Genomic DNA, 17,319 nt, shown 5'->3' with positions numbered 1-17,319 from the left:
GTCGGGGGAGGGCAAGCACATCGCGCCATTGCCGTGCGGGCTTGCACCCTCGCAGGATCAGGACCGCGTCAGCGAAGAAGCGCGTCACTTCCAAAACCCAGTCCCTTCAGTCCCTGGCCAAAGCCGGCCCTCACTAGGTGCGCGAGAGACAGCCATGGGTGTCGGCTACTCGGCGTCGGTCATGAACTCCCCCACTGCTGCTCCCGGAAACCGCCCCAACGCTGCTGACCGGCCCGCTCGGACGGTGGCTCCATTCTGAGTCGCGCCATGTCGCTGCGACTGGTGAGGGTGTCCGGGTGGTCGGGTCCGAGGGTGCTGCACCTCACTGACGCCAACCCGGCACATCGCAACGAAACTCACCCCGAACGCACATCACCGGGCCCGCCCCTCGGGCTGCGCCCAAACCATGACGAACAATGAGCCTAAAGGGCATACACAGCGGGGCCCGGACTGGATGTCCGGGCCCCGGTTGGGTTACTCGCTGCGTCCGCTGGCCTCCTCGTTCCTCGGTGCCTGCTACAGCCCGCCGTGGCCAGCCGCCTCGGCGGTTCCCTCTTCCTGTTCGTCGCCGATGTCGACGAACACGATCACCGAGATGTCCTTGCCCACCATGCCGCTCACGGTGTCGCTGAACTCGCCGGTCCACTCGTTTTCTTCCAGGTCCCGTGCCGTCTGTTCGTCGGGCGTCTCGATGAACAGGTCCACGAAGCCGAGGTCTCGGCGGTGGTTGACGACTAGCAGGCGGCTCCGCTGGATCGCGGCCCAAACGATGTCAGGGATGTGGTCCGGCAGGTTGGCGCCCGCTCCGTGGTCCATCTGCATATAGAGATCCCGGACAGCAGCCTCAAACGGGTCGGGGCCCTTTGCCTGCCAGTCCGCTTCCTCCCACAGCTTCTCGACCTGCTGGTGGACCTTGTCTACTGCGCGTTCGTGCTTGCGGGGCGTCCGGCGCCGGACGGCGCGCTCGGCCAGGAACCCGGCGATGGCCGCGACGGATTGCCTGCTGGGGAGCGTGGTGCCGTTCAAGGCGTTCTGCACGGTGCCGGTCGACACCTGGGCTCCGTCGGCTATGTCACGGACACTCAGCGGACCGGGCCGTGTGGCGGCGCGGAGTTTGCGCAGCAGCTCCACCAGGTGTCGGTGAGCGCCGTACGGCAGTTCAATGTCCTTGGTCTCTCCGGGGCGGCCCATCGGGCAGTCCTCCTTCTTCAGGTCGTCAGCGGGGGCGGCACGGCGCAGGTTCCAGCGGGCCCACGCCTGGCGTGCGGCCGACAGGACGGCGCCAGTGATGACGCTGGCCATCACGGTCACCAGCAGCTCGGTCGCGATGTTCATGGCATTGAGAATTTCAACGCCCATCCGCCCGTTGAACGGATATGAACGCCCAGGTCAGGGAATCTTTCACGGCCCACAGGCCCGGGGCCGGGTGGCGTGCCCCTCGGCGGTTCCGGCTACAGCACGCCGTGCCGGGCATTCTCGGTGAACACGTCGTCGTCCTCACGGTACTTGCGCATCACCTTCGAGCCCGGGGACCATCCGCCCTGCTCTAATTCGGCCAGCACGTTGCATTGCCGCCATTCCCTGGCAATCTGGCCACACCGACGCTGACCCCCAGCTACACAAGAAGCCGGGGGCTGTCGTCCGCTGCCCCGGTTCTGGCGGGGGGCTGGGCGCTTGCTGACGATCAATGTCGCGGTTCTGCTGGTGGTCATCGTTGTGCTGCGGCTGCGCCGACGTACCGAGGCCCGGAGCCGGTTCGACGAGAAGATGACCGTGGTCATCGTCCTGGCGCTGGGCATCATGCTCGCCCCCACCGACGTCGGCCAGGGCATCGCCAGCTTCCTCGGCCAGCTCGTCAACGGTGTCTCCCAGGCGGGCCAGTGACCCCGACCGACTCCCTTCACGCGTCCCTCGGGCGGCCTACGGCGGACTCCTCGCCTGCGCGGAGGGGCCGGTGAGCGGGCGGCGGCGTCCGGTACGGCGGTCCCGGCGGCGGAAGAACCAGCACCTGGAGCAGGTGCTCCTCGCCGCATTCGCGGCCGCGGTCGTGCTCAGCCTGGCGGCCGCGGCACTGCGGTGGCTGGCCGAGCATCCTTGGGTCGTGCTCCTCGCCGTCCTGGCGGCGGCCGGGGCGGGCGGGGCCTGGATGTGGCGTCGCGGGGAAGCAGCGCGATGGGAGCAGGTTCGCGCGCAGGGCCTGCGCTACGCGGTGGAGCAGCTGGACCGTCTGCACCACACGCAGTTCGAGTTCGCGGTGCGCGACCTCATGCACCGGGACGGGTGCGCGGACGCGCAGCAGGTCGGCGGCCGCGGCGACAACGGGGCGGATGTGAAGGCGACCGATCCGTACGGGCGGCGCTGGGTGATCCAGTGCAAGCACCGCAAGGCGGGCTGGTCCGGGAAGCCGGTCGGCACCCCCGATCTCCACGTCCTCAACGGCACCGGCCGGCAGGTCCACAACGGCGACGTCCTGGTCATGCTGACCAACGGCCGGATCACGAGCAACGCCGTGGACTTCGCCAAGGACCAGCGCCTGCACCTGGTGGACCGCAGGGTGCTCGCCGAGTGGGCCGCCGGTTCCCGCCCCTTGTGGGAGCTGCTGCGCGCGGTACCTCCGCCGCGGCGCCAGTCACCCCTCTCCTAGCGGTAGCGGCCCGTGCGCGATGCGCGTGCCCCAGCGTTGTCAGTGGGCGGGTCTACCTTGGGAGGTTGCGGCCGAGCGGGCCGTCGTCGTGCACCTCCCCGACTCGTCAAGGGATGGACCACCCATGGCTCACGTCAAAGGGCACTACCGCAAGGACGGCACCTACGTCCGGCCGCACACGCAGCGGACCCGGCCCAAGTCGGCTCATACGATCCCGTCGCAGCGCGGCGCATCACGTCCTGCCCTCCCGCCAGACATGGTGCTGACCACGGGCGTTCGGGGGCACCACCGCGCGGACGGTACCTACGTACGGCCTCACCGTCGGCGGATCGGGCCCCCGGTGGCCGCGGCCGCTGTGGGAGGGGGCGGACTCCTGGTGCTGATCCTGATCCTGGCGGCGCTCGGCGGTGGGGGCGACACAGGTACGCCGCAGACGCCGAACCCGTCGATGCCGGCCACCGTCGTGGCCACACCGGCCGGGTTACCCCGGTAAATCAGCAGCAAGGAGGGCCCGGCTGACGGCCGGGCCCTCCTCACTACTCACCTCGAAAAGCCATGTGCCCCCCGTTACCCGAACAGGACGCCAGACCGCTAGGTACCTGTTTCTGATCTGGCACGCCATGGCTCCAGCGGCCCGCCCCACGTACGGAGGACGCTCCGTACGTGGGGCGCGTTCTCGGGGTCGGACCCGGCAACTAGCTAGGCGATCATTGCGCTCATGGACCATCCCGTACCCCTCAGCAGTTTCGGACTGCGGTTCGTCACACCGCAGCACCCTCAGGTGATCGAGCAGTGGTGGGCGGAGGTGCGTCCGTTGGTCGACGGCCAGGACCTGCTGGCGGATGTCCACCCGGATGGCACGTCGAGCTGCTCAAGCCGGCATTTGCTCGGCCCCGCCGAGGGATGGCCGTTCGCGGCCTCGGACGAACCGCGCCGGGTCGAGCTCTCCAACAACGACTGCGTCACCTCCTGCTGCGGAGGCATCTTCGTCACCATCCGACGCCAGGACGACCGGGTGCTCTGGACGTCCTGGGAGAACACACACGACAACCGGGTTCCGGTCCCCAGCGACCTGCACTTCGACGCGGCCCAGTACGACGTCGAACTGGCCAGGGCCGGCGCGGACAGCAGCTGGGAGGCTCCTGTGGACACCGCCGCGCGCCTGCTGGCCCAGGAACTTGCGAACCGAACGGGCCCGGAGCACGGGGACCGTGTAGTGCTCGCCATAACGCCGGAGCGTACGGAGCCCGCACGCGTGACGGTGCGCTTGGGCCGCCGCGGTGTTCCATGGGCACCGGGGGAGGATTTGGTACGCGACCTGCTTGTTACCGGTCAGGAACCCGTTCAGGAGCTCGTTCGGCGGTTCGTCCTCCACATCACAGCCGAGGGCCCCGGCGATACCGATTCCTGATCCTCCCGGCTGGAATCTCGGCGGGGCAACGAACGAAGGCGACCAAGGCGGCTTTGATCAAGGTGCCGTGGAACACGTTGACCGCTGGTCCCTTGGGCACCGCAGGCCCCAGGAATGCCGTTCGCTGAACGGTTACCGCAACCGTTCAGCGAACGCTGCCGCTCTCCTGAAACGGAGAGAGCCCCTCGCTCACCTGGCCTTCGGGGGATCAGAAACAGGTACTAGGCGCAGCGAAGCCCCGGACCCTATCGTCCGGGACTTCGTCGTGCCCGTGCGTGGTCAGGTGGGTTCCTGATCAATGAAGCGGCGCAGGAGGCAACTGGCGACGGCACGGCCAGCTCCGGAGCACAGCCCGCCGATGCCAGCACATCGCCGCCGTCTCGCCGCCGGGCTCCTGCTGCCGCTCGATCACCCTGGCGCGCGTCGGCCTCTCGACGGCTACGTGACCGGGTACGACGTCGTCACCTACGGCCGGGAAGCGTGGGCGGAGCTGCGGCAACGGGGCCAAAAGTGCAGGTGAGGGGCGTCCGGGGCGTCGGTCCCCGGCGCGAACAGCATTCGCAGATCGGGAACGATCTCCAGCAGCCGTGTGGCTCTGCATATGGTCGTCGCACCCACTAGAAGGAGGCGCGAAATGGGCAAATTCATCAGAGAGCTGCTGATCGCCGTCAGCGGCCACGTGATCGCCGACCTGGTCATCTTCTGGCTGCTGCGCGGGTACTGAGGAACCGGGTGCAGTTCACAGACCCCGGGGCTTGCTTCATAGACCCCGGGGCTTGCTTCATAGACCCCGGGCGTTACGGCGGGCCGTCTACAGCACCCCCAGCAGCGCATTGTCCTCCCACTGGTCGACGACTTCGAGGTAGCCGGCCAGCACCTTGGAATGCGGGGCCCACCCTCCCTGTTTGGCGATGACGATCTGGTCGTGGCCCTTGAGCCGGGAGGACGTCGCGAGACCGCGGCGGGGGCTGTGGCCGGTGAACCGGACCTCGATGCCCGCGCGGGCGCCGGCGCGGGTGATGACGTCGCCGACGGACTCGGGCTGTAGTCCGCCCTCCATCACGGTGTTCCAGCGGGAGTGCAGGCGAGGCCACGCGGGAGCGTCCGGGTCGGTGAGCTCGGCGGCCTCCGTCCACGCTGTCCACGCCCGGACGGGGCAGATGGAGGGCCGGGTGCCGTACGGGACCGGGACCACGCGGGGGCGGACCTTCGAGACGCGCAGGTCGGCCTGGATCCCGGCGGGGGTGAGGGCGTAGTCGCGCACGCGGTTGGCGGCGAGTTCGTGCTCGCGGCCGGCGACGGCGAAGTGCATGAGGACCAGGGCGCGGTCGCGGATGCCGCGGAGGTTGTCGGGGCAGGCGGCGCTGATCGCGACGAGGTGGTCCACCAGGAGCGGGGCGGCCTGGCCGCGGCCGCGCTTCTCGGCGCTCTTCTCCATCTCCTTGACGAGCTGGGCGAGCCGGTTGCGCGCGAGGCGGGCGACTCCTTCCTCAAGTTTGACCGCGTGCTCCTGGCGGGCGGAGACGACGGTGCCGGAGATCCGCCGGTCGATGGTCGAGGGGGCCAGGGAGGTGCCGGCCTTCCACCCGGGCTGGGTCCAGAGCCACTCGACGAACGCGGTCAGCGTGCCGGGGGTGACGGCGAGCAGGGGCACCCCGCTCTGCTCGCAGAACTTCGTCCAGCTCTTCCAGTCCTGGGCGTAGCCGGAGCGGGTGCGCTCGGGGCGGCCGTCGGCGACGACGCGGACGGCGCGGTGGTCGAGGGCGCCGAGCGCGGCCCGGGTCTGCTCGTCGAACTCCTCCGGGCGGACCGGCGCCGACGCGGCGGGCGGGGTGCTGCTGGAACTGACCGACAGATCCGCGTTCGTCATGGTCTCCCCTGATTGCCCGTCATGGGCCTTTCCTGGACTCCGGACATGGGGAGCTTATCCAGAGTCCATGGGCTCCCGGCGGGCCAGCCCGCGGGCCTCCGAAATTTGATTCGTGATTCGGAGGGGGATCACGACTGCCAAATTCCATAAGGGCACTGCGTATGACTTCCTGTACGAGATGGAGTGTTGCCTGTGTCCACCGAAGCCACCTCAACGTCCCTCCCGCCCGCCGTCATCCCTCTGTCTGACCGAGCGGCCGAACAGCGGGCTGCCGACCGCGAGCTGTTCGAGCGGCTTCAGGCAGACCGGTTCGAGGGCCCCAACTTCGAGATGTTCCGGGACCGGATCTGGCTCTACGGCTGGAACGTACTGCGCTCCTGGATGCGGGACGGAACGATCATCGAGAAGTGCCGTGAGAAGCGGATCTACTTCAAGGCTCCGTACACCGAAGTCGAGGAGATGATGCGCAGCTACGACGTCCGGCAGGACATCGCGATCGACTGCCTCGGCCGAGCCATCCCCTTCTTCCTCTCCGACTGCCTGCACAAGTGGAACCCCGACGGCGGCCGGAACCTGAACAGCTTCTTCCTGCACATGGCCCTGCACTTCTTCCGGGACGCCTACCACCGATGGGCAGGCGGCCACCGGCAACGCATGCGCGAGATCCTCGGGCTCGACGCGATCCCGGTGCATGACGCCGGGTCGGATCCGTTCGAGCCGATCCTGGTGGTGCCCGGCCCGGAGGAGCAGACCGTGCTCCGGGAGACGCTGGGCATCATCCTCGCGAAAGCCTCGATGGAGGAGCGCGCGGTCTGCGAGGCGATGCTGACCACCGGGGCCACCCAGGAGGAGATCGCGCAGCGTCTCGGGACCACACGGAAGTCGGTCGAGCGGCGCCTGAGCCGAGTCCGGCGCCGCGCGCGCAACCTCGCCGCGGCCGGCGAGATCGTCGTCCCCTCGGTCAGCTCGGCGGTGACCTTGTGAACGGTTCCCTCGACCAGCGCATCGTCGTCCCACCGGTTCCCGCTCTGATCACGGCGGTCGGCCGGCGTGTTGCCAAGCAGACCCCGCTGCGGGGCGCGGCTCATCAAGCACCGGGCGGAGGCGAACCAGCCGCCGTTCCCGTCCGGGTGGGTCTGACTTCCGGAGCGCGGTCCCGTCCTTCCCTGCCCGACTCCGGCGAAGGGGTGGAGCACAGACCCGTTGGGGGTTGCGGGGCTAACCCCGCGGTCCCGCACTGTGCCGTCAGGTCGAGACGCAAGCTCTGACGACCCGCCATGCTCCGCCCCTCATCAGCGACGTAGAAGAAGGACACCGCCATGCTCACCGACGTGCTCACCGGCTGGACGGCGGAAACCCTCGGCGGCCTCACCGTACTGACGGCGGTCTTCGTGTGGGGCTGGCTCCGCCGGCACCACAACCGGACCGGTGCCGCCGTGACCCCGGGTACAACCTCGGCGCCGGCGGCCGCGGCACCGGTCCGCACCTATACCCTGCTCGGCGCCCGGGCCGCCGACGGCCAGCCCGTCCACCTGCCCAGCAGCCGACCCGCCGGAACCGTCATCGCCTGGCGCGGCAGCCCGGCCGCAGCGGAGCAGTTCGAGCTGACGGACGCGCTCCTGCCGGACGGCACCTACGCGGCCGAACCACTGGCGATGTACCCGCAGCGTCCTCACGGCAGCTGAAGTCCGGCACCTCACCCTCGCTGGTCGCGCGCCCGGTCGCTGGCTGGATGGAGTCCCCCAGCACAAACGCCTCCCACAGATAACAGGTGCTCTCTACGCCGTCGCCGGGACGCGTTCTCCCGGGTCGGCGAGCCCTGTAGCGCAGATAACAGGGCGGTTATCTGTGGGACGACTTCAGACCGGCCCTGCCGCCGACGGCCCACCGGTCACCCACCAGGGCAGACGAGGGCTTAGCGCACGATCTGACACCGATGTTCCCACCGGCGCCAATTGCAGCCGATGCGAACTGGCGATGCCGAACCTGGTCGACCGCCGCGCGACACCGGATCGGGGCACTGGCCTGGGCCGGGCGGTGAGCCGGGGACCTTCGCCGGACGTTACCCGACCGGACGGTCGCCGACCGGCTCCTTCACTCCTTCGAGGGACTGACCTGGGAAAACTCTCACCGCTCGCATCCGATGCGAGATTCTCGCGTCGAATGCGACGAGCGGAGAGTGATGAACAGATGGCTGGGGAAACCCTCGCGCCGGGCTCGGCACGGCTGCACCTGGTCGACGGCCTGCCGCTGTTGCGCCCTGAGGAGCAGGTCTTCGAGGCGATGCTGGCCGGCTGGCGCAACCAGCAGCTGGCCAGGAACCTGTCGTTCGGCTACGTCAGCGACCAGGAGCGGACGGTGCGCGCGTTCGCCCGGCACGCGGACGGGCTGCCGTGGGAGTGGGCGCCCCAGCACGTCGAGGAGTGGTCGGTGGACCTCCGCTCGGTCCGTGGCTGCGCGCGCTCGACGGTGCGCAACTACCAAGGCGCGGTGAGGCAGTTCTGCGACTTCGTGACCAACCCGGCGTACAGCTGGGCGGAGGAGTGCCAGCTGCGCTTCGGGACGCACCCGGTCCAGGTGGTCCACGACTGGAACGCGGCGGTCCACGCCGACGAAGGCGAGGGCGAACCCGAGCGCCGCGCCTTCACCCGGCCCGAGCTGGAGGCGTTCTTCGACTACGCCGACGAGCAGGTGGTGCGCGTCCGGGGCAAGGGCCGCAAGGGCTGGCTGCCGGCCTTCCGGGACGCGGCGCTGTTCAAGACGGCCTACGGCTACGGCCTGCGCCGCAACGAGAGCCGCATGCTCGACGAGGTCGACTTCGGCCCCAACCCGCACGGCCGTGAGTTCGGCGACTACGGCACCTTGATGGTGCGCCACGGGAAAGCGAAGAAGGGCTCGCCGCCCAAGCGCCGCAGCGTGCTGACCGTCTGGCAGTGGACGCCGGTCGTCATCGAAGAGTGGGTCACCGAGGTGCGGCCCGGGATGCGGCACGCGCACGGGCCCGCGCTGTGGCCCTCCGAACGGGGGCCGCGGATCGGGCTCCAGCGGTTGGACTCCCGCTTCGCCGCCTACCGTGACGCGCTCGGCCTGGACCCGGCGCTGGAGTTCCACTCGCTGCGCAGGTCGTACATCACCCACCTGATCGAGGACGGCTACGATCCGCTGTTCGTCCAGCAGCAGGTCGGCCACGAGTATGCCTCCACCACCGCGATCTACACCTGCGTCTCCTCCGACTTCCGCACCCGCACCCTGCGCCGGGCCCTGGACGCCACTGTTGAGGCCGCGATGCGGCCGGGAAGGACGTCGTGATGCCCCGCCAGATCACTTACCGGTGGCGCCTGCGCGAGCTGATGGCCGGCCGCGGCATGTTCACCGTCCCCGAACTCATGCCGCACCTGGCCGAACGCGGGATCACCTTGTCCGCCTCCCAGGTCCACCGGCTCGTCTCCGGCACCCCCGAGAGGCTGTCCCTGCCGGTGCTCGCCGCGCTCTGCGACATCCTCGACTGCACCGCCAGCGACCTGATCCCCACCTCCGCCGAGAACGTCCGCCTGCGCCGCACCGCCGGGCAGGACGCACCGATCAACCTCGCCGCCCGCCGACCGACACGGGTCCGACTTACCGACGAAGGGTGACCGGCATGACGCCCGAACAGTACGAACGCTGGCACCTGCGCGACTGCGCCCGCTGCGGTCGGCGGGCCGAGAAATCCGCCAACTGGTCGGACGGACCGATCTGTCGCACCTGTCTGGAGCGGGCCATGCGTGTCCGGGGCCGTTGCCCCGGGTGCTCCACCGACCGGCTGCTGCCCGGCCGCGACGATCAGGGCCAACCGCTCTGCCGGGACTGCGCAGGCATCACCCGCGACTTCTTCTGCAGCCGCTGCGGCTTCGAGGGCCTCCTCCTGGGCGGCCGGCTCTGCGAACGCTGCACCCTCTCCGGCAGGCTCACCGGCATCCTGGACGACGGCACCGGCCGCCCCAACCCGCGCCTGCTCCCGCTGCACGACCTGCTCGTCGGGATGGACCGGCTCAAGAGCCGCCTCGTCTGGCTGAACAACCCGCAGGTCGCCGCGCTACTGAGGGACCTCGCCACCGGCAACATCGCCCTCACCCACGAGGCCATCCAGCAGGTGCCGAACTGGCGGACCGCCGCCTACCTGCGCGACCTGCTCATGGAATGCGGCGCCCTGCCCCGCCAGGACCGCCGGCTCCTGCTCTTCCAACGCTGGCTGGCCGAACGCCTCGCGGCGACCACAGACACCGAACACGAGCAGCTCCTGCGGCACTTCGCCCACTGGCACCAGCTCCGCAAGCTGCGGGCCAAGGCTGACACCGGCCCGCTGAGCGTCAGCACCGTCAGCGAACACCGCCAGCAGACCACCCAGGCCAGCGCCTTCCTCACCTGGCTCACCCACCGAGGCAGCACACCGGCGACGGCAACCCAAGCCGATCTCGACGCCTGGCACACCGAGAACTACGCCACCCGCCGCGCGGCACAACCCTTCCTTCGCTGGTGCATGGACACGCGCCGCATGCCACGGTTGGCCATCCCCTACCGCACGACAACCAACCCGCAACCCATGGGCCAGCACCAACGGTTGGCCGCCCTACGTCGCGTCCTCGGCAACGATGCCGCGCCGCTGCGATTCCGGGTCGCCGCCAGTCTCGTCCTGCTGTTCGCCCAACCTCTCACCCGGATCGTCCGCCTGACGACCGACGACATCCTGGACGACGGCCAGCAGGTTCACCTCCGGCTCGGAGACCCGCCCTCGCCCTTGCCCGAGCCCGTCGCCGATCTCGTTCGGGACTACCTCCGGTCGCTCCCGGCCCACACACCCGCGGTGAACCTCTCCGCCCGCTGGCTCTTCCCCGGCCGCCGCCCGGGCCAGCCGATGAACCCGACCAGCTTGCTCGGCCCCCTCCGTGACCTCGGTGTCCCGGCTCAACGAGCCCGCACCTCCGCCATCCGGCATCTCGTCCTCCAGGCCCCCGCGCCGGTCATCGCCAAGGCCCTCGGCTACCACGACAAGACCGCCACCCGGCTCGTCACCGAGGCCGGCGGCACCTGGAGCCGATACGCCCCCGGCGACCACACGCGGTGAGCCGGCACGTTGTATCCCGGTTGGCCACTCTCGTCACTCGGGCAGCGAAAAGCCCAATTCGCGCAGGCGAGGCAGGCAGGCTTCGAGGCACTGCTCCACCGAGGCGGCATCGGTTCGCACGAGGATGTCGTCGCGCAAAGGGGCACCACTGGCCACGAATGTTTAGGGCTTGCGCCGCTCTGCCATCCGCTCGGCATCGGCCTTGAAGAGCACCGTGATGCCCTGTTCAGCCAGCGCTTCCATGATCGCCACAACGTCCACCGATGATCTCCCCCTCAGAAGTGCTTCGAACACACCACCGTGAACCTACCTGTCCAGGGCCAGGCCACAAGCACCGACCTCACTACTCAGAGCGACCAGTCACAGTCCTGGCAGGTGGAATACGTGACACCTCAACATGCGCGCCTACCAGTCTCCGACCCCGATACGCCCCCACTCCCCGTGAACCCCGACGAACACCATCGCTCTCTCCTTCGTTCCCGTGGCAGATCCCTGTCCGCGGCGGACGGTAGGGGCCTGGTCTGACATGGCATCCCCCCGGTCGGAGCAGGGTGATGCTCCGACCGGGGGATCCCGGTCCCCCTCACGAGCCTCCGCTCCGCCCTCCCGTTGACCACTGGAACTTCGCCCGTACCGCTTTCGGTGGATCACGGTGCGTGGGCGGCTCGGTCGGGGCAGCCTGGCGGTGTGGTCCGGCCTCTCGGCCGGCCCGGCCGCGCTGCGGGGAGGGGTTGATCGTCGTGGACAGGGTGCTGCAGGCGTTGGGGGCCGCACACGAGGGGGCGGTGGGGGTGCTGCTGGCCGACGGCAGTGAGCCGGGCCCGGTCTACTTCGATGTGGGCAGCGGTCCGAACATGCCGTCGTCGACCGAGTGGCACGTCTACGACGGCCGGTTCGGCCGGCCCCAGGCCATGGTCCTGCGGGGCAGCTGCTCGTGCGGCTGGCGGGGGATGGCCGAGTACCCGCTCGACTGGACCACCCTCCCCAAGGACAAGCCCTTGTACGAGGCGGACGTCGACCTGTCCGGGCCGGTCGCAGACTACGAGGCGCATCTGTCGGTCATCCGGGACGCGGCCGTCCAACTACCTGCGGAACTCACCGAGCTCCTCACCGAACTAGTGCGCCGGCTCAACGGCCTGGCCGCCGAGGAGCCTCTGGTCGCGCTGAAGGCCCTGACCGACCTCAGGTACGTCATCGCCCAGGCCGGCCAGGACGCGGCGAACGAACTCACCGCCGGGGAGGTGCCGATCGAGCAGGTGGCGACCGCGCTCGGCACGAGCGAGACCGCGGCCCGCAGCTACGTCAGGGGCTACCTCTACCCCTGACCCTGTAGTACCCCACCCCGCCCGGTACCGCGCTTACCACCTCGAGAGCACCACGGTCCGGCCAGCTCAACCGGACCGGCAAGATCGTTTCGCCGGTGAATTAAGACACCCGCCCGAGTGAGTTGACTCCCGGCACCCTGTTCCGGGCCTGATCAGCCGCGCTACACCCAGGGTGTGATCAAGCACCTGCTGCAGCGTGGTCTTCCCGCGCTCGCGCTCGCCGCCCTGCCCCTGCTCACCACCGCACCCGCCGCACACGCGACCGGAGCCCAACCAGCCGTATCCACCGCGTTCGGCATCGCCGGGGCCCCCGGAGTCCGCGCGCCACTGCCGCTGTTCGAGGCGATCGACCAGATCCCGGTCGCCGACGAGCACCGCGAGGGCTACAAGCGGGACCTCTACAAGCACTGGAACAGGGGCCTGAACGCGACGGACGGGTGTGACACCCGCAAGGAGGTCATCCTCTCCGAGGCGGTCGAGGCACCGCAGGTCGCAGCCGGGTGCCGACTGACGGGCGGTTCCTGGCTCAGCCCCTACGACGACCTCGTCGTCACCGACGCCGCCCGCCTCGACGTCGACCATTTCGTCCCGCTGGCCGAGGTCTACGACTCCGAACTGAAGAGCCCGGACGGGGCCCGCTGGAGTGCGGCGCGGCGTGAGGCGTACGCGAACGACCAGAACAGCCCGGACACCCTGGTCGCGGTCACCGCGGCCTCGAACAGGAGCAAGGCGGACAAGGACCCGGCCCAGTGGCTGCCCCCGGCCGCCGACTACCACTGCGAGTACGTGGCGAAGTGGGTGGGCGCCAAGCTGCGGTGGGACCTGGCAGCTGACGAGGCTGAGCGCCAGGCCCTGCTCGGTGTCGCGGAGGACTGCCCGAACACCACCGTCGTCTACGAGCCGGCCGCGTGATCGCCGTGGCGGGCGGACCGGGCCCGCACCTGGCCCATGCCCCACGCCCGGCGGGTGGCCCGCCGGGCGTGGGGCATGGATCCATCCGGGCCGGGGTGGTGGGAGGTCGGGGAGGATCCGGTGGGTCGGTACCCGGGTGAGGTCGACGCCGTCGATCGGCTCCAGGACTTCGGCGGTGACCCAGGTCGTGTACTCCTTCGCCTCGATGTGGGAGCCGTACTGGTGAAGAGGCAGTGCTCCGAACCTGCGCTATTCATCGCGACGATTGATGCGGTCGGCTGGCGCTCTGCCTACCTGTGGGGGCGGCCGTTGTTGGTTACGTGTGAGCGTTGCAGTGCGGCAAATCGGCGTGCGCAGGGCGAGGTCAGAACATGGTGTTGTCGTTCTTGGAGGTGGGCGGGATCACCTGGAGGACGTCCCAGTGTTCGACGATCTTGCCGCCTGCGTCGAAACGGAAGATGTCGATGCCGGCGTACTCCTCCTCGGGCCAGGTCTGGTGGCAGTGCAGGATCACGTGGTCGCCTTCGGCGAAGGCGCGCTTGACCTCCACCCGCTTGCCCGGGTACTCGGCGGCCATGCGCTCGAAGTAGTCGATGAACGCCTGCTTGCCGTCGCCGACGTGTGGATTGTGCTGGATGTAGGTGTCGCCGGCGTACTGGTCGATGGCCTCGGCGGGGCGGCATTGGTTGAACATCAGGTCGTAGAACGCCTGAGCCGTGGCCTTGTTCTTCTCCGGGTCGCTCATGACGCCACCGTAGGGTCGGGTGCCGGGTGCGGCACGGTAAGTGCGTCGAGCAGGTGGTCGGCCCCGACGAGGACGGACAGAGTGCGGCGGACGAGGTCGTCGGGGGTTTCGGGGTGGGTGGGGTTGACGCGCACGAGGCATGCGTGGGGGATCTGGCGGGTGAGGTGGTCGCCCGGCCATCGGATGACGCCGGGGGTGTTGAATCCGGCGCCGAACTCGAGGACGAGCAGGCGGGCGTCGGCGGCTGTTCCCAGCCAGTCCTTGAGTGGCGCCCCGCGGGAAGATAGGGGGCGTCGACGAACTCGGGGCCGATGCGGACCTTTATTGACCTCGCCGCCGCAGTTCGGGCAGCTGGGCAGAGGACCGGTGACAGCGCCGGTGATCCTGTTTCCGGCGCACTGCCACATCGGGGCCCCGATCCGGTACATCCAGGGGCCCTCGCGGTCCTTGGCCCGCTCGTAGAGGCGGACGGTGAGGCGCTGCTGCCCGTCGGGCAGGGTCATCGTGATCGGCCAGTGCTCCGCCCTTGCGTCGTCGGCGAATGTGTCCACCGGCGTCAGGATGAGTGCGGGCGGGTGTCGGGTGTGCGCACCACGAACTTCCCGTCGAGGTACTCCACGACGAGCTCGGGCTCCCCGCCAGGCGCGGCCACGGCCTGGTGGTGCAGCTCGGAGCGCGCCCGGCCGGTCAGGGGCTCGCTCTGCCAATGGGGGTGGGAGCCGATCAGGCAGAAGAGCCGGGTCAGCTCGCTCCGGAGCTCGGCCGCCCCCGTCGCCGGCCGCACGGCCAGACGGTTGAAGGTACGGATCTGCTGCTGCTTAAGGCGGATCAGATCCTCCGGGAAACGGTTTTGCGCCATGGCTTGATTGAATCATTTGTTCGATTTTCGGAGCGAGCGCGGCGTGCGGTCGCAGCGATTCGAACAGACGTACGATGTCGTCATGTCCTTCGACTTCCCTCCCCGCCTGCGGGCCCTGCAGGCACAGCTCCACCGCGTGCGCGCCGAGCACACCGCCCTGTGCGCCACCCTGCCCTGGTCGACGGAACCCCTCCCCGGCTGGACGGCCCAGGAGGGCCGCTACTCCTCGCGCCGTGACGTACCGCCGAGCCCCGGCTACACCGAGGAGCAGCAGGTACAGCGGGCTCGGCTGGAGCGCCGGCTGCAGCGGCTGGCCGGCGTCGTGATGACGGACGCGTTCTGGCAGAGCGTGGAGCAGGAGAAAATCGTGGTCGCGCGGATGGCCCTCAAGCGGGCCCACGAGCAGGTTTCGGGGTAGCTGCTGTGGCCGGGCGTGATCCGCGTGCGCTGTTCCCGCCGGATCTGGCCCGGCTGGAGGTGGTGGAGCAGCAGCTCCAGGCTCTCCTCGTCGAGGTCCGGACGCTGATCGCCGAGGCCCGCCGCGACCAGCGCCTGGCCGAGACCCCGCACCGCTCTGTGCCCGAGGCCGGGTGGCGGATCCAGTACGGGATCGGCGCGGTGCGACGGCCGGTGACGGTGCACATCGGGGACTGCTCCATGGGCATGCCGCACTCCCGTCCCGCCACCCGCGAGCAGGCCGTCGATGCCCTCACTCAGGGCGTGGAGGCGTGCGCGTTCTGCCGGGCCGACTCCGGGCTGGGGATGCTGGAAGCCTGAGCCGACCGGGCCTGTGATCCGGCTATCAGGCCACAAATGGGATCCAAGCAGGGCGGGTAGGTTCCCTGGTGCGGGGTGCGGCCTGGCCATCCTGGCCGCGACGGGGCCGCACCCCGACCAGCCCCCCCCCTTTCGGCGGGGCGCTCAGCGGACACCTCGGGGCCAGGGTTCGAGGGCGGTGAAGATCATGGCGCGTCCGGTGTGGGCGGGGGTCTTGTCATTTGGCCTGGTCAGCCTTCCGGTGGGCTTGTACACGGCGACTGACAGCCACACGATTCACTTCCGCCAGCTGGAGCGCGGCACCGCCGACCGGATCCGCAACCGGCGCGTGAACGAGCGCACAGGCAAAGAGGTCGATCTCGGCGACATTGTGAAGGGCTTCGACACCGGCGAGGAGTACGTCCTGGTCGAACCCGCCGAGCTGGACGAGATCGCCCCTGGCCGCTCCCAGTCCCTGGACATCACCGGCTTCGTCGACCTCGACCTGGTCGAACCGATCTTCTTCGACAAGACCTACTACCTGGGCCCGAGAGGCAAGGAGTACGGCAAGGCGTACGCGATTCTGGAGAAGGCCCTGGCCAAGGCAAACCGGGCCGGTGTCGCCACCTTCGTCATGCGCGGCCGCGAGTACCTCGTCGCACTCAAGGCCGACGACGACCTCGGGATCCTGACCGTGCACACCCTGCACTGGGCGGACGAGATCCGGAACCCACGCAAGGAAATCCCCGACCTGCCCGGCACGACCAAGGTCTCCGAGCAGGAGATGAAGATGGCTGAGCAGCTGATCAGCGCCCTGGCCGTGGACTGGGATCCCGAGACCTTCCGCGACACGTTCCAGGAGAAGGTCGCCGCGCTCATCGATGCGAAGAAGGCTGGCGAGAGCGTCGAGAAGGCCGAGCCCCCGGCCAAGGCCACCGGCGCCGTCGACCTCATGGAAACCCTGCGCGCCAGCGTCGAGCGAGCACGCAGCCCCAAGAACACCGGCGAGAAGGCCACCACCACGGCAAGTCCTCGGAAGAAGAAGGCAGCACTCCCGAAGAAGCGTGTCACCTCCAAAGGCAAGTCGCTTCAGTCGCTGACGAAGGCCGAGCTCTACAAGAAGGCTGCGGCCGCGCACGTTCCCGGCCGCTCCACCATGACCCACGACCAGCTCGCAGACGCCCTTACTGACAAGTCGAATGGGCGGAGACGGTCCTGATCCCTCACGGCCCGCGCGGAGAACACAGCGCTATCGCCGCGCTCCAGCTGTACCGCGTCTGCGGTACCGGAGACGGGCGGGACGCGGGATACTCAGGCCCATGGTGCTCTCCTCCACCGGTCCGGCGCCCTCTGCGGCCGAGGTGCTGCACGCCCGGTACGCGGGTCGGCTGCCCGTCTCGTTGGAGAAGCTCGCAGGTCCGGAGCACGGTGTGGTCGAGCTGCCGCTGCACGTGTCCTGGTCTGGACTGCGTGCGTACGACCTGGACCGCCCGGGCGTTCGCATGGGCTTCTACCGGACCGTCCTGGCCGAGGGGCAGCACGAGGATCTCGTGACGCTGCTGAACCGCGACCTGCTCTTGGCGCAGTGGCCCATCCTGCGCACCCTGATCAGCAAGCACGTGTGGCAGGTCTGGGAGGAAGCCTTCCCCGAGCTGGCGACCGCGGCATCCGTGGCAGCGTGAGACTGAGAACC

19 protein-coding genes are annotated in these 17,319 nt (G+C 69.4%); 14 read left to right on the top strand and 5 right to left on the bottom strand.

Annotated features, from left to right (window positions below; genetic code table 11):
* Positions 1-516: 516 nt before the first annotated feature.
* Positions 517-1,335, bottom strand: coding sequence for a helix-turn-helix domain-containing protein (locus OHA89_RS40545; RefSeq protein ID WP_406368951.1), 819 nt, complete (start codon positions 1,333-1,335; stop codon positions 517-519).
* Between the two features lie 339 nt (positions 1,336-1,674).
* On the opposite strand from OHA89_RS40545, the gene OHA89_RS40540 reads away from it, so the two are divergent.
* From OHA89_RS40540 to OHA89_RS40530, 3 genes are all read left to right on the top strand, one after another.
* Positions 1,675-1,884 carry a hypothetical protein gene (locus OHA89_RS40540; RefSeq protein ID WP_331761970.1) on the top strand — a complete coding sequence of 70 codons (210 nt, stop codon included), beginning with the start codon at positions 1,675-1,677 and terminating at the stop codon, positions 1,882-1,884.
* Positions 1,885-1,954: 70 nt separating this feature from the next.
* On the top strand, positions 1,955-2,644 hold the full coding sequence (locus OHA89_RS40535) for a restriction endonuclease (RefSeq protein ID WP_331761969.1): 690 nt from the start codon (positions 1,955-1,957) through the stop codon (positions 2,642-2,644).
* A 781-nt stretch (positions 2,645-3,425) separates the two neighbouring features.
* On the top strand, positions 3,426-4,055 hold the full coding sequence (locus OHA89_RS40530; RefSeq protein WP_406368948.1) for a hypothetical protein: 630 nt from the start codon (positions 3,426-3,428) through the stop codon (positions 4,053-4,055).
* Between the two features lie 811 nt (positions 4,056-4,866).
* Here OHA89_RS40530 and OHA89_RS40525 read toward each other — a convergent pair.
* Positions 4,867-5,925 carry an integrase gene (locus tag OHA89_RS40525; protein WP_331761967.1) on the bottom strand — a complete coding sequence of 353 codons (1,059 nt, stop codon included), beginning with the start codon at positions 5,923-5,925 and terminating at the stop codon, positions 4,867-4,869.
* Positions 5,926-6,117: 192 nt separating this feature from the next.
* Between OHA89_RS40525 and OHA89_RS40520 the strand changes: the two genes are divergently transcribed.
* From OHA89_RS40520 to OHA89_RS40490, 7 genes are all read left to right on the top strand, one after another.
* On the top strand, positions 6,118-6,909 hold the full coding sequence (locus OHA89_RS40520; protein ID WP_331761966.1) for a hypothetical protein: 792 nt from the start codon (positions 6,118-6,120) through the stop codon (positions 6,907-6,909).
* A gap of 335 nt (positions 6,910-7,244) precedes the next feature.
* Positions 7,245-7,610, top strand: a complete 366-nt coding sequence (locus OHA89_RS40515) for a hypothetical protein (RefSeq protein ID WP_331761965.1) — start codon at positions 7,245-7,247, stop codon at positions 7,608-7,610.
* Between the two features lie 505 nt (positions 7,611-8,115).
* Positions 8,116-9,234, top strand: coding sequence for a site-specific integrase (locus OHA89_RS40510; protein WP_331761964.1), 1,119 nt, complete (start codon positions 8,116-8,118; stop codon positions 9,232-9,234).
* Entirely contained in the window at positions 9,234-9,560 is a 327-nt protein-coding gene (locus OHA89_RS40505; protein ID WP_331761963.1) for a helix-turn-helix transcriptional regulator, read from the top strand. The genes OHA89_RS40510 and OHA89_RS40505 overlap by 1 nt, the downstream gene beginning before the upstream one ends.
* 5 nt (positions 9,561-9,565) lie before the next feature.
* Positions 9,566-11,029, top strand: a complete 1,464-nt coding sequence (locus tag OHA89_RS40500) for a hypothetical protein (RefSeq protein ID WP_331761962.1) — start codon at positions 9,566-9,568, stop codon at positions 11,027-11,029.
* Between the two features lie 740 nt (positions 11,030-11,769).
* Complete coding sequence (locus tag OHA89_RS40495) at positions 11,770-12,354, top strand: hypothetical protein (protein ID WP_331761961.1); 585 nt, start codon at positions 11,770-11,772, stop codon at positions 12,352-12,354.
* 174 nt (positions 12,355-12,528) lie between these two features.
* Positions 12,529-13,266 carry a DUF1524 domain-containing protein gene (locus OHA89_RS40490; RefSeq protein WP_331761960.1) on the top strand — a complete coding sequence of 246 codons (738 nt, stop codon included), beginning with the start codon at positions 12,529-12,531 and terminating at the stop codon, positions 13,264-13,266.
* A 364-nt stretch (positions 13,267-13,630) separates the two neighbouring features.
* Here the strand turns inward: OHA89_RS40490 and OHA89_RS40485 are convergent, their stop codons facing one another.
* Genes OHA89_RS40485 through OHA89_RS40475 form a run of 3 tightly spaced genes read right to left on the bottom strand, consistent with a single transcriptional unit; the run spans position 13,631 to position 14,870 of the window.
* Positions 13,631-14,011, bottom strand: a complete 381-nt coding sequence (locus OHA89_RS40485) for a nuclear transport factor 2 family protein (RefSeq protein ID WP_331761959.1) — start codon at positions 14,009-14,011, stop codon at positions 13,631-13,633.
* On the bottom strand, positions 14,008-14,562 hold the full coding sequence (locus OHA89_RS40480; protein WP_331761958.1) for a hypothetical protein: 555 nt from the start codon (positions 14,560-14,562) through the stop codon (positions 14,008-14,010). The genes OHA89_RS40485 and OHA89_RS40480 overlap by 4 nt, the downstream gene beginning before the upstream one ends.
* Before the next feature lie 5 nt (positions 14,563-14,567).
* Entirely contained in the window at positions 14,568-14,870 is a 303-nt protein-coding gene (locus OHA89_RS40475) for a hypothetical protein (RefSeq protein WP_331761957.1), read from the bottom strand.
* An 82-nt stretch (positions 14,871-14,952) separates the two neighbouring features.
* Between OHA89_RS40475 and OHA89_RS40470 the strand changes: the two genes are divergently transcribed.
* From OHA89_RS40470 to OHA89_RS40455, 4 genes are all read left to right on the top strand, one after another.
* Positions 14,953-15,288 carry a hypothetical protein gene (locus OHA89_RS40470; protein ID WP_406368943.1) on the top strand — a complete coding sequence of 112 codons (336 nt, stop codon included), beginning with the start codon at positions 14,953-14,955 and terminating at the stop codon, positions 15,286-15,288.
* 5 nt (positions 15,289-15,293) lie between these two features.
* Entirely contained in the window at positions 15,294-15,647 is a 354-nt protein-coding gene (locus OHA89_RS40465) for a DUF6233 domain-containing protein (protein ID WP_331761955.1), read from the top strand.
* 187 nt (positions 15,648-15,834) lie between these two features.
* Positions 15,835-16,845 carry a Ku protein gene (locus OHA89_RS40460; RefSeq protein ID WP_331761954.1) on the top strand — a complete coding sequence of 337 codons (1,011 nt, stop codon included), beginning with the start codon at positions 15,835-15,837 and terminating at the stop codon, positions 16,843-16,845.
* A gap of 100 nt (positions 16,846-16,945) precedes the next feature.
* On the top strand, positions 16,946-17,308 hold the full coding sequence (locus OHA89_RS40455) for a hypothetical protein (protein WP_331761953.1): 363 nt from the start codon (positions 16,946-16,948) through the stop codon (positions 17,306-17,308).
* Positions 17,309-17,319 lie beyond the last annotated feature (11 nt).

The organism is Streptomyces sp. NBC_01546 (assembly GCF_045208355.1).
GTDB lineage: Bacteria > Actinomycetota > Actinomycetes > Streptomycetales > Streptomycetaceae > Streptomyces.
This window is presented reverse-complemented; position numbering and strand designations above follow the sequence as displayed.

What these genes read in the sequence shown, in the direction of transcription:
- OHA89_RS40545 (WP_406368951.1), bottom strand. Translation starts at nt 1,335, where the DNA reads ATGAACATCGCGACCGAGCTGCTGGTGACCGTGATGGCCAGCGTCATC.
- OHA89_RS40525 (WP_331761967.1), bottom strand. Translation starts at nt 5,925, where the DNA reads ATGACGAACGCGGATCTGTCGGTCAGTTCCAGCAGCACCCCGCCCGCC.
- OHA89_RS40515 (WP_331761965.1), top strand. Translation starts at nt 7,245, where the DNA reads ATGCTCACCGACGTGCTCACCGGCTGGACGGCGGAAACCCTCGGCGGC.
- OHA89_RS40510 (WP_331761964.1), top strand. Translation starts at nt 8,116, where the DNA reads ATGGCTGGGGAAACCCTCGCGCCGGGCTCGGCACGGCTGCACCTGGTC.
- OHA89_RS40505 (WP_331761963.1), top strand. Translation starts at nt 9,234, where the DNA reads ATGCCCCGCCAGATCACTTACCGGTGGCGCCTGCGCGAGCTGATGGCC.
- OHA89_RS40500 (WP_331761962.1), top strand. Translation starts at nt 9,566, where the DNA reads ATGACGCCCGAACAGTACGAACGCTGGCACCTGCGCGACTGCGCCCGC.
- OHA89_RS40485 (WP_331761959.1), bottom strand. Translation starts at nt 14,011, where the DNA reads ATGAGCGACCCGGAGAAGAACAAGGCCACGGCTCAGGCGTTCTACGAC.
- OHA89_RS40475 (WP_331761957.1), bottom strand. Translation starts at nt 14,870, where the DNA reads ATGGCGCAAAACCGTTTCCCGGAGGATCTGATCCGCCTTAAGCAGCAG.
- OHA89_RS40470 (WP_406368943.1), top strand. Translation starts at nt 14,953, where the DNA reads ATGTCCTTCGACTTCCCTCCCCGCCTGCGGGCCCTGCAGGCACAGCTC.
- OHA89_RS40460 (WP_331761954.1), top strand. Translation starts at nt 15,835, where the DNA reads ATGGCGCGTCCGGTGTGGGCGGGGGTCTTGTCATTTGGCCTGGTCAGC.
- OHA89_RS40455 (WP_331761953.1), top strand. Translation starts at nt 16,946, where the DNA reads ATGGTGCTCTCCTCCACCGGTCCGGCGCCCTCTGCGGCCGAGGTGCTG.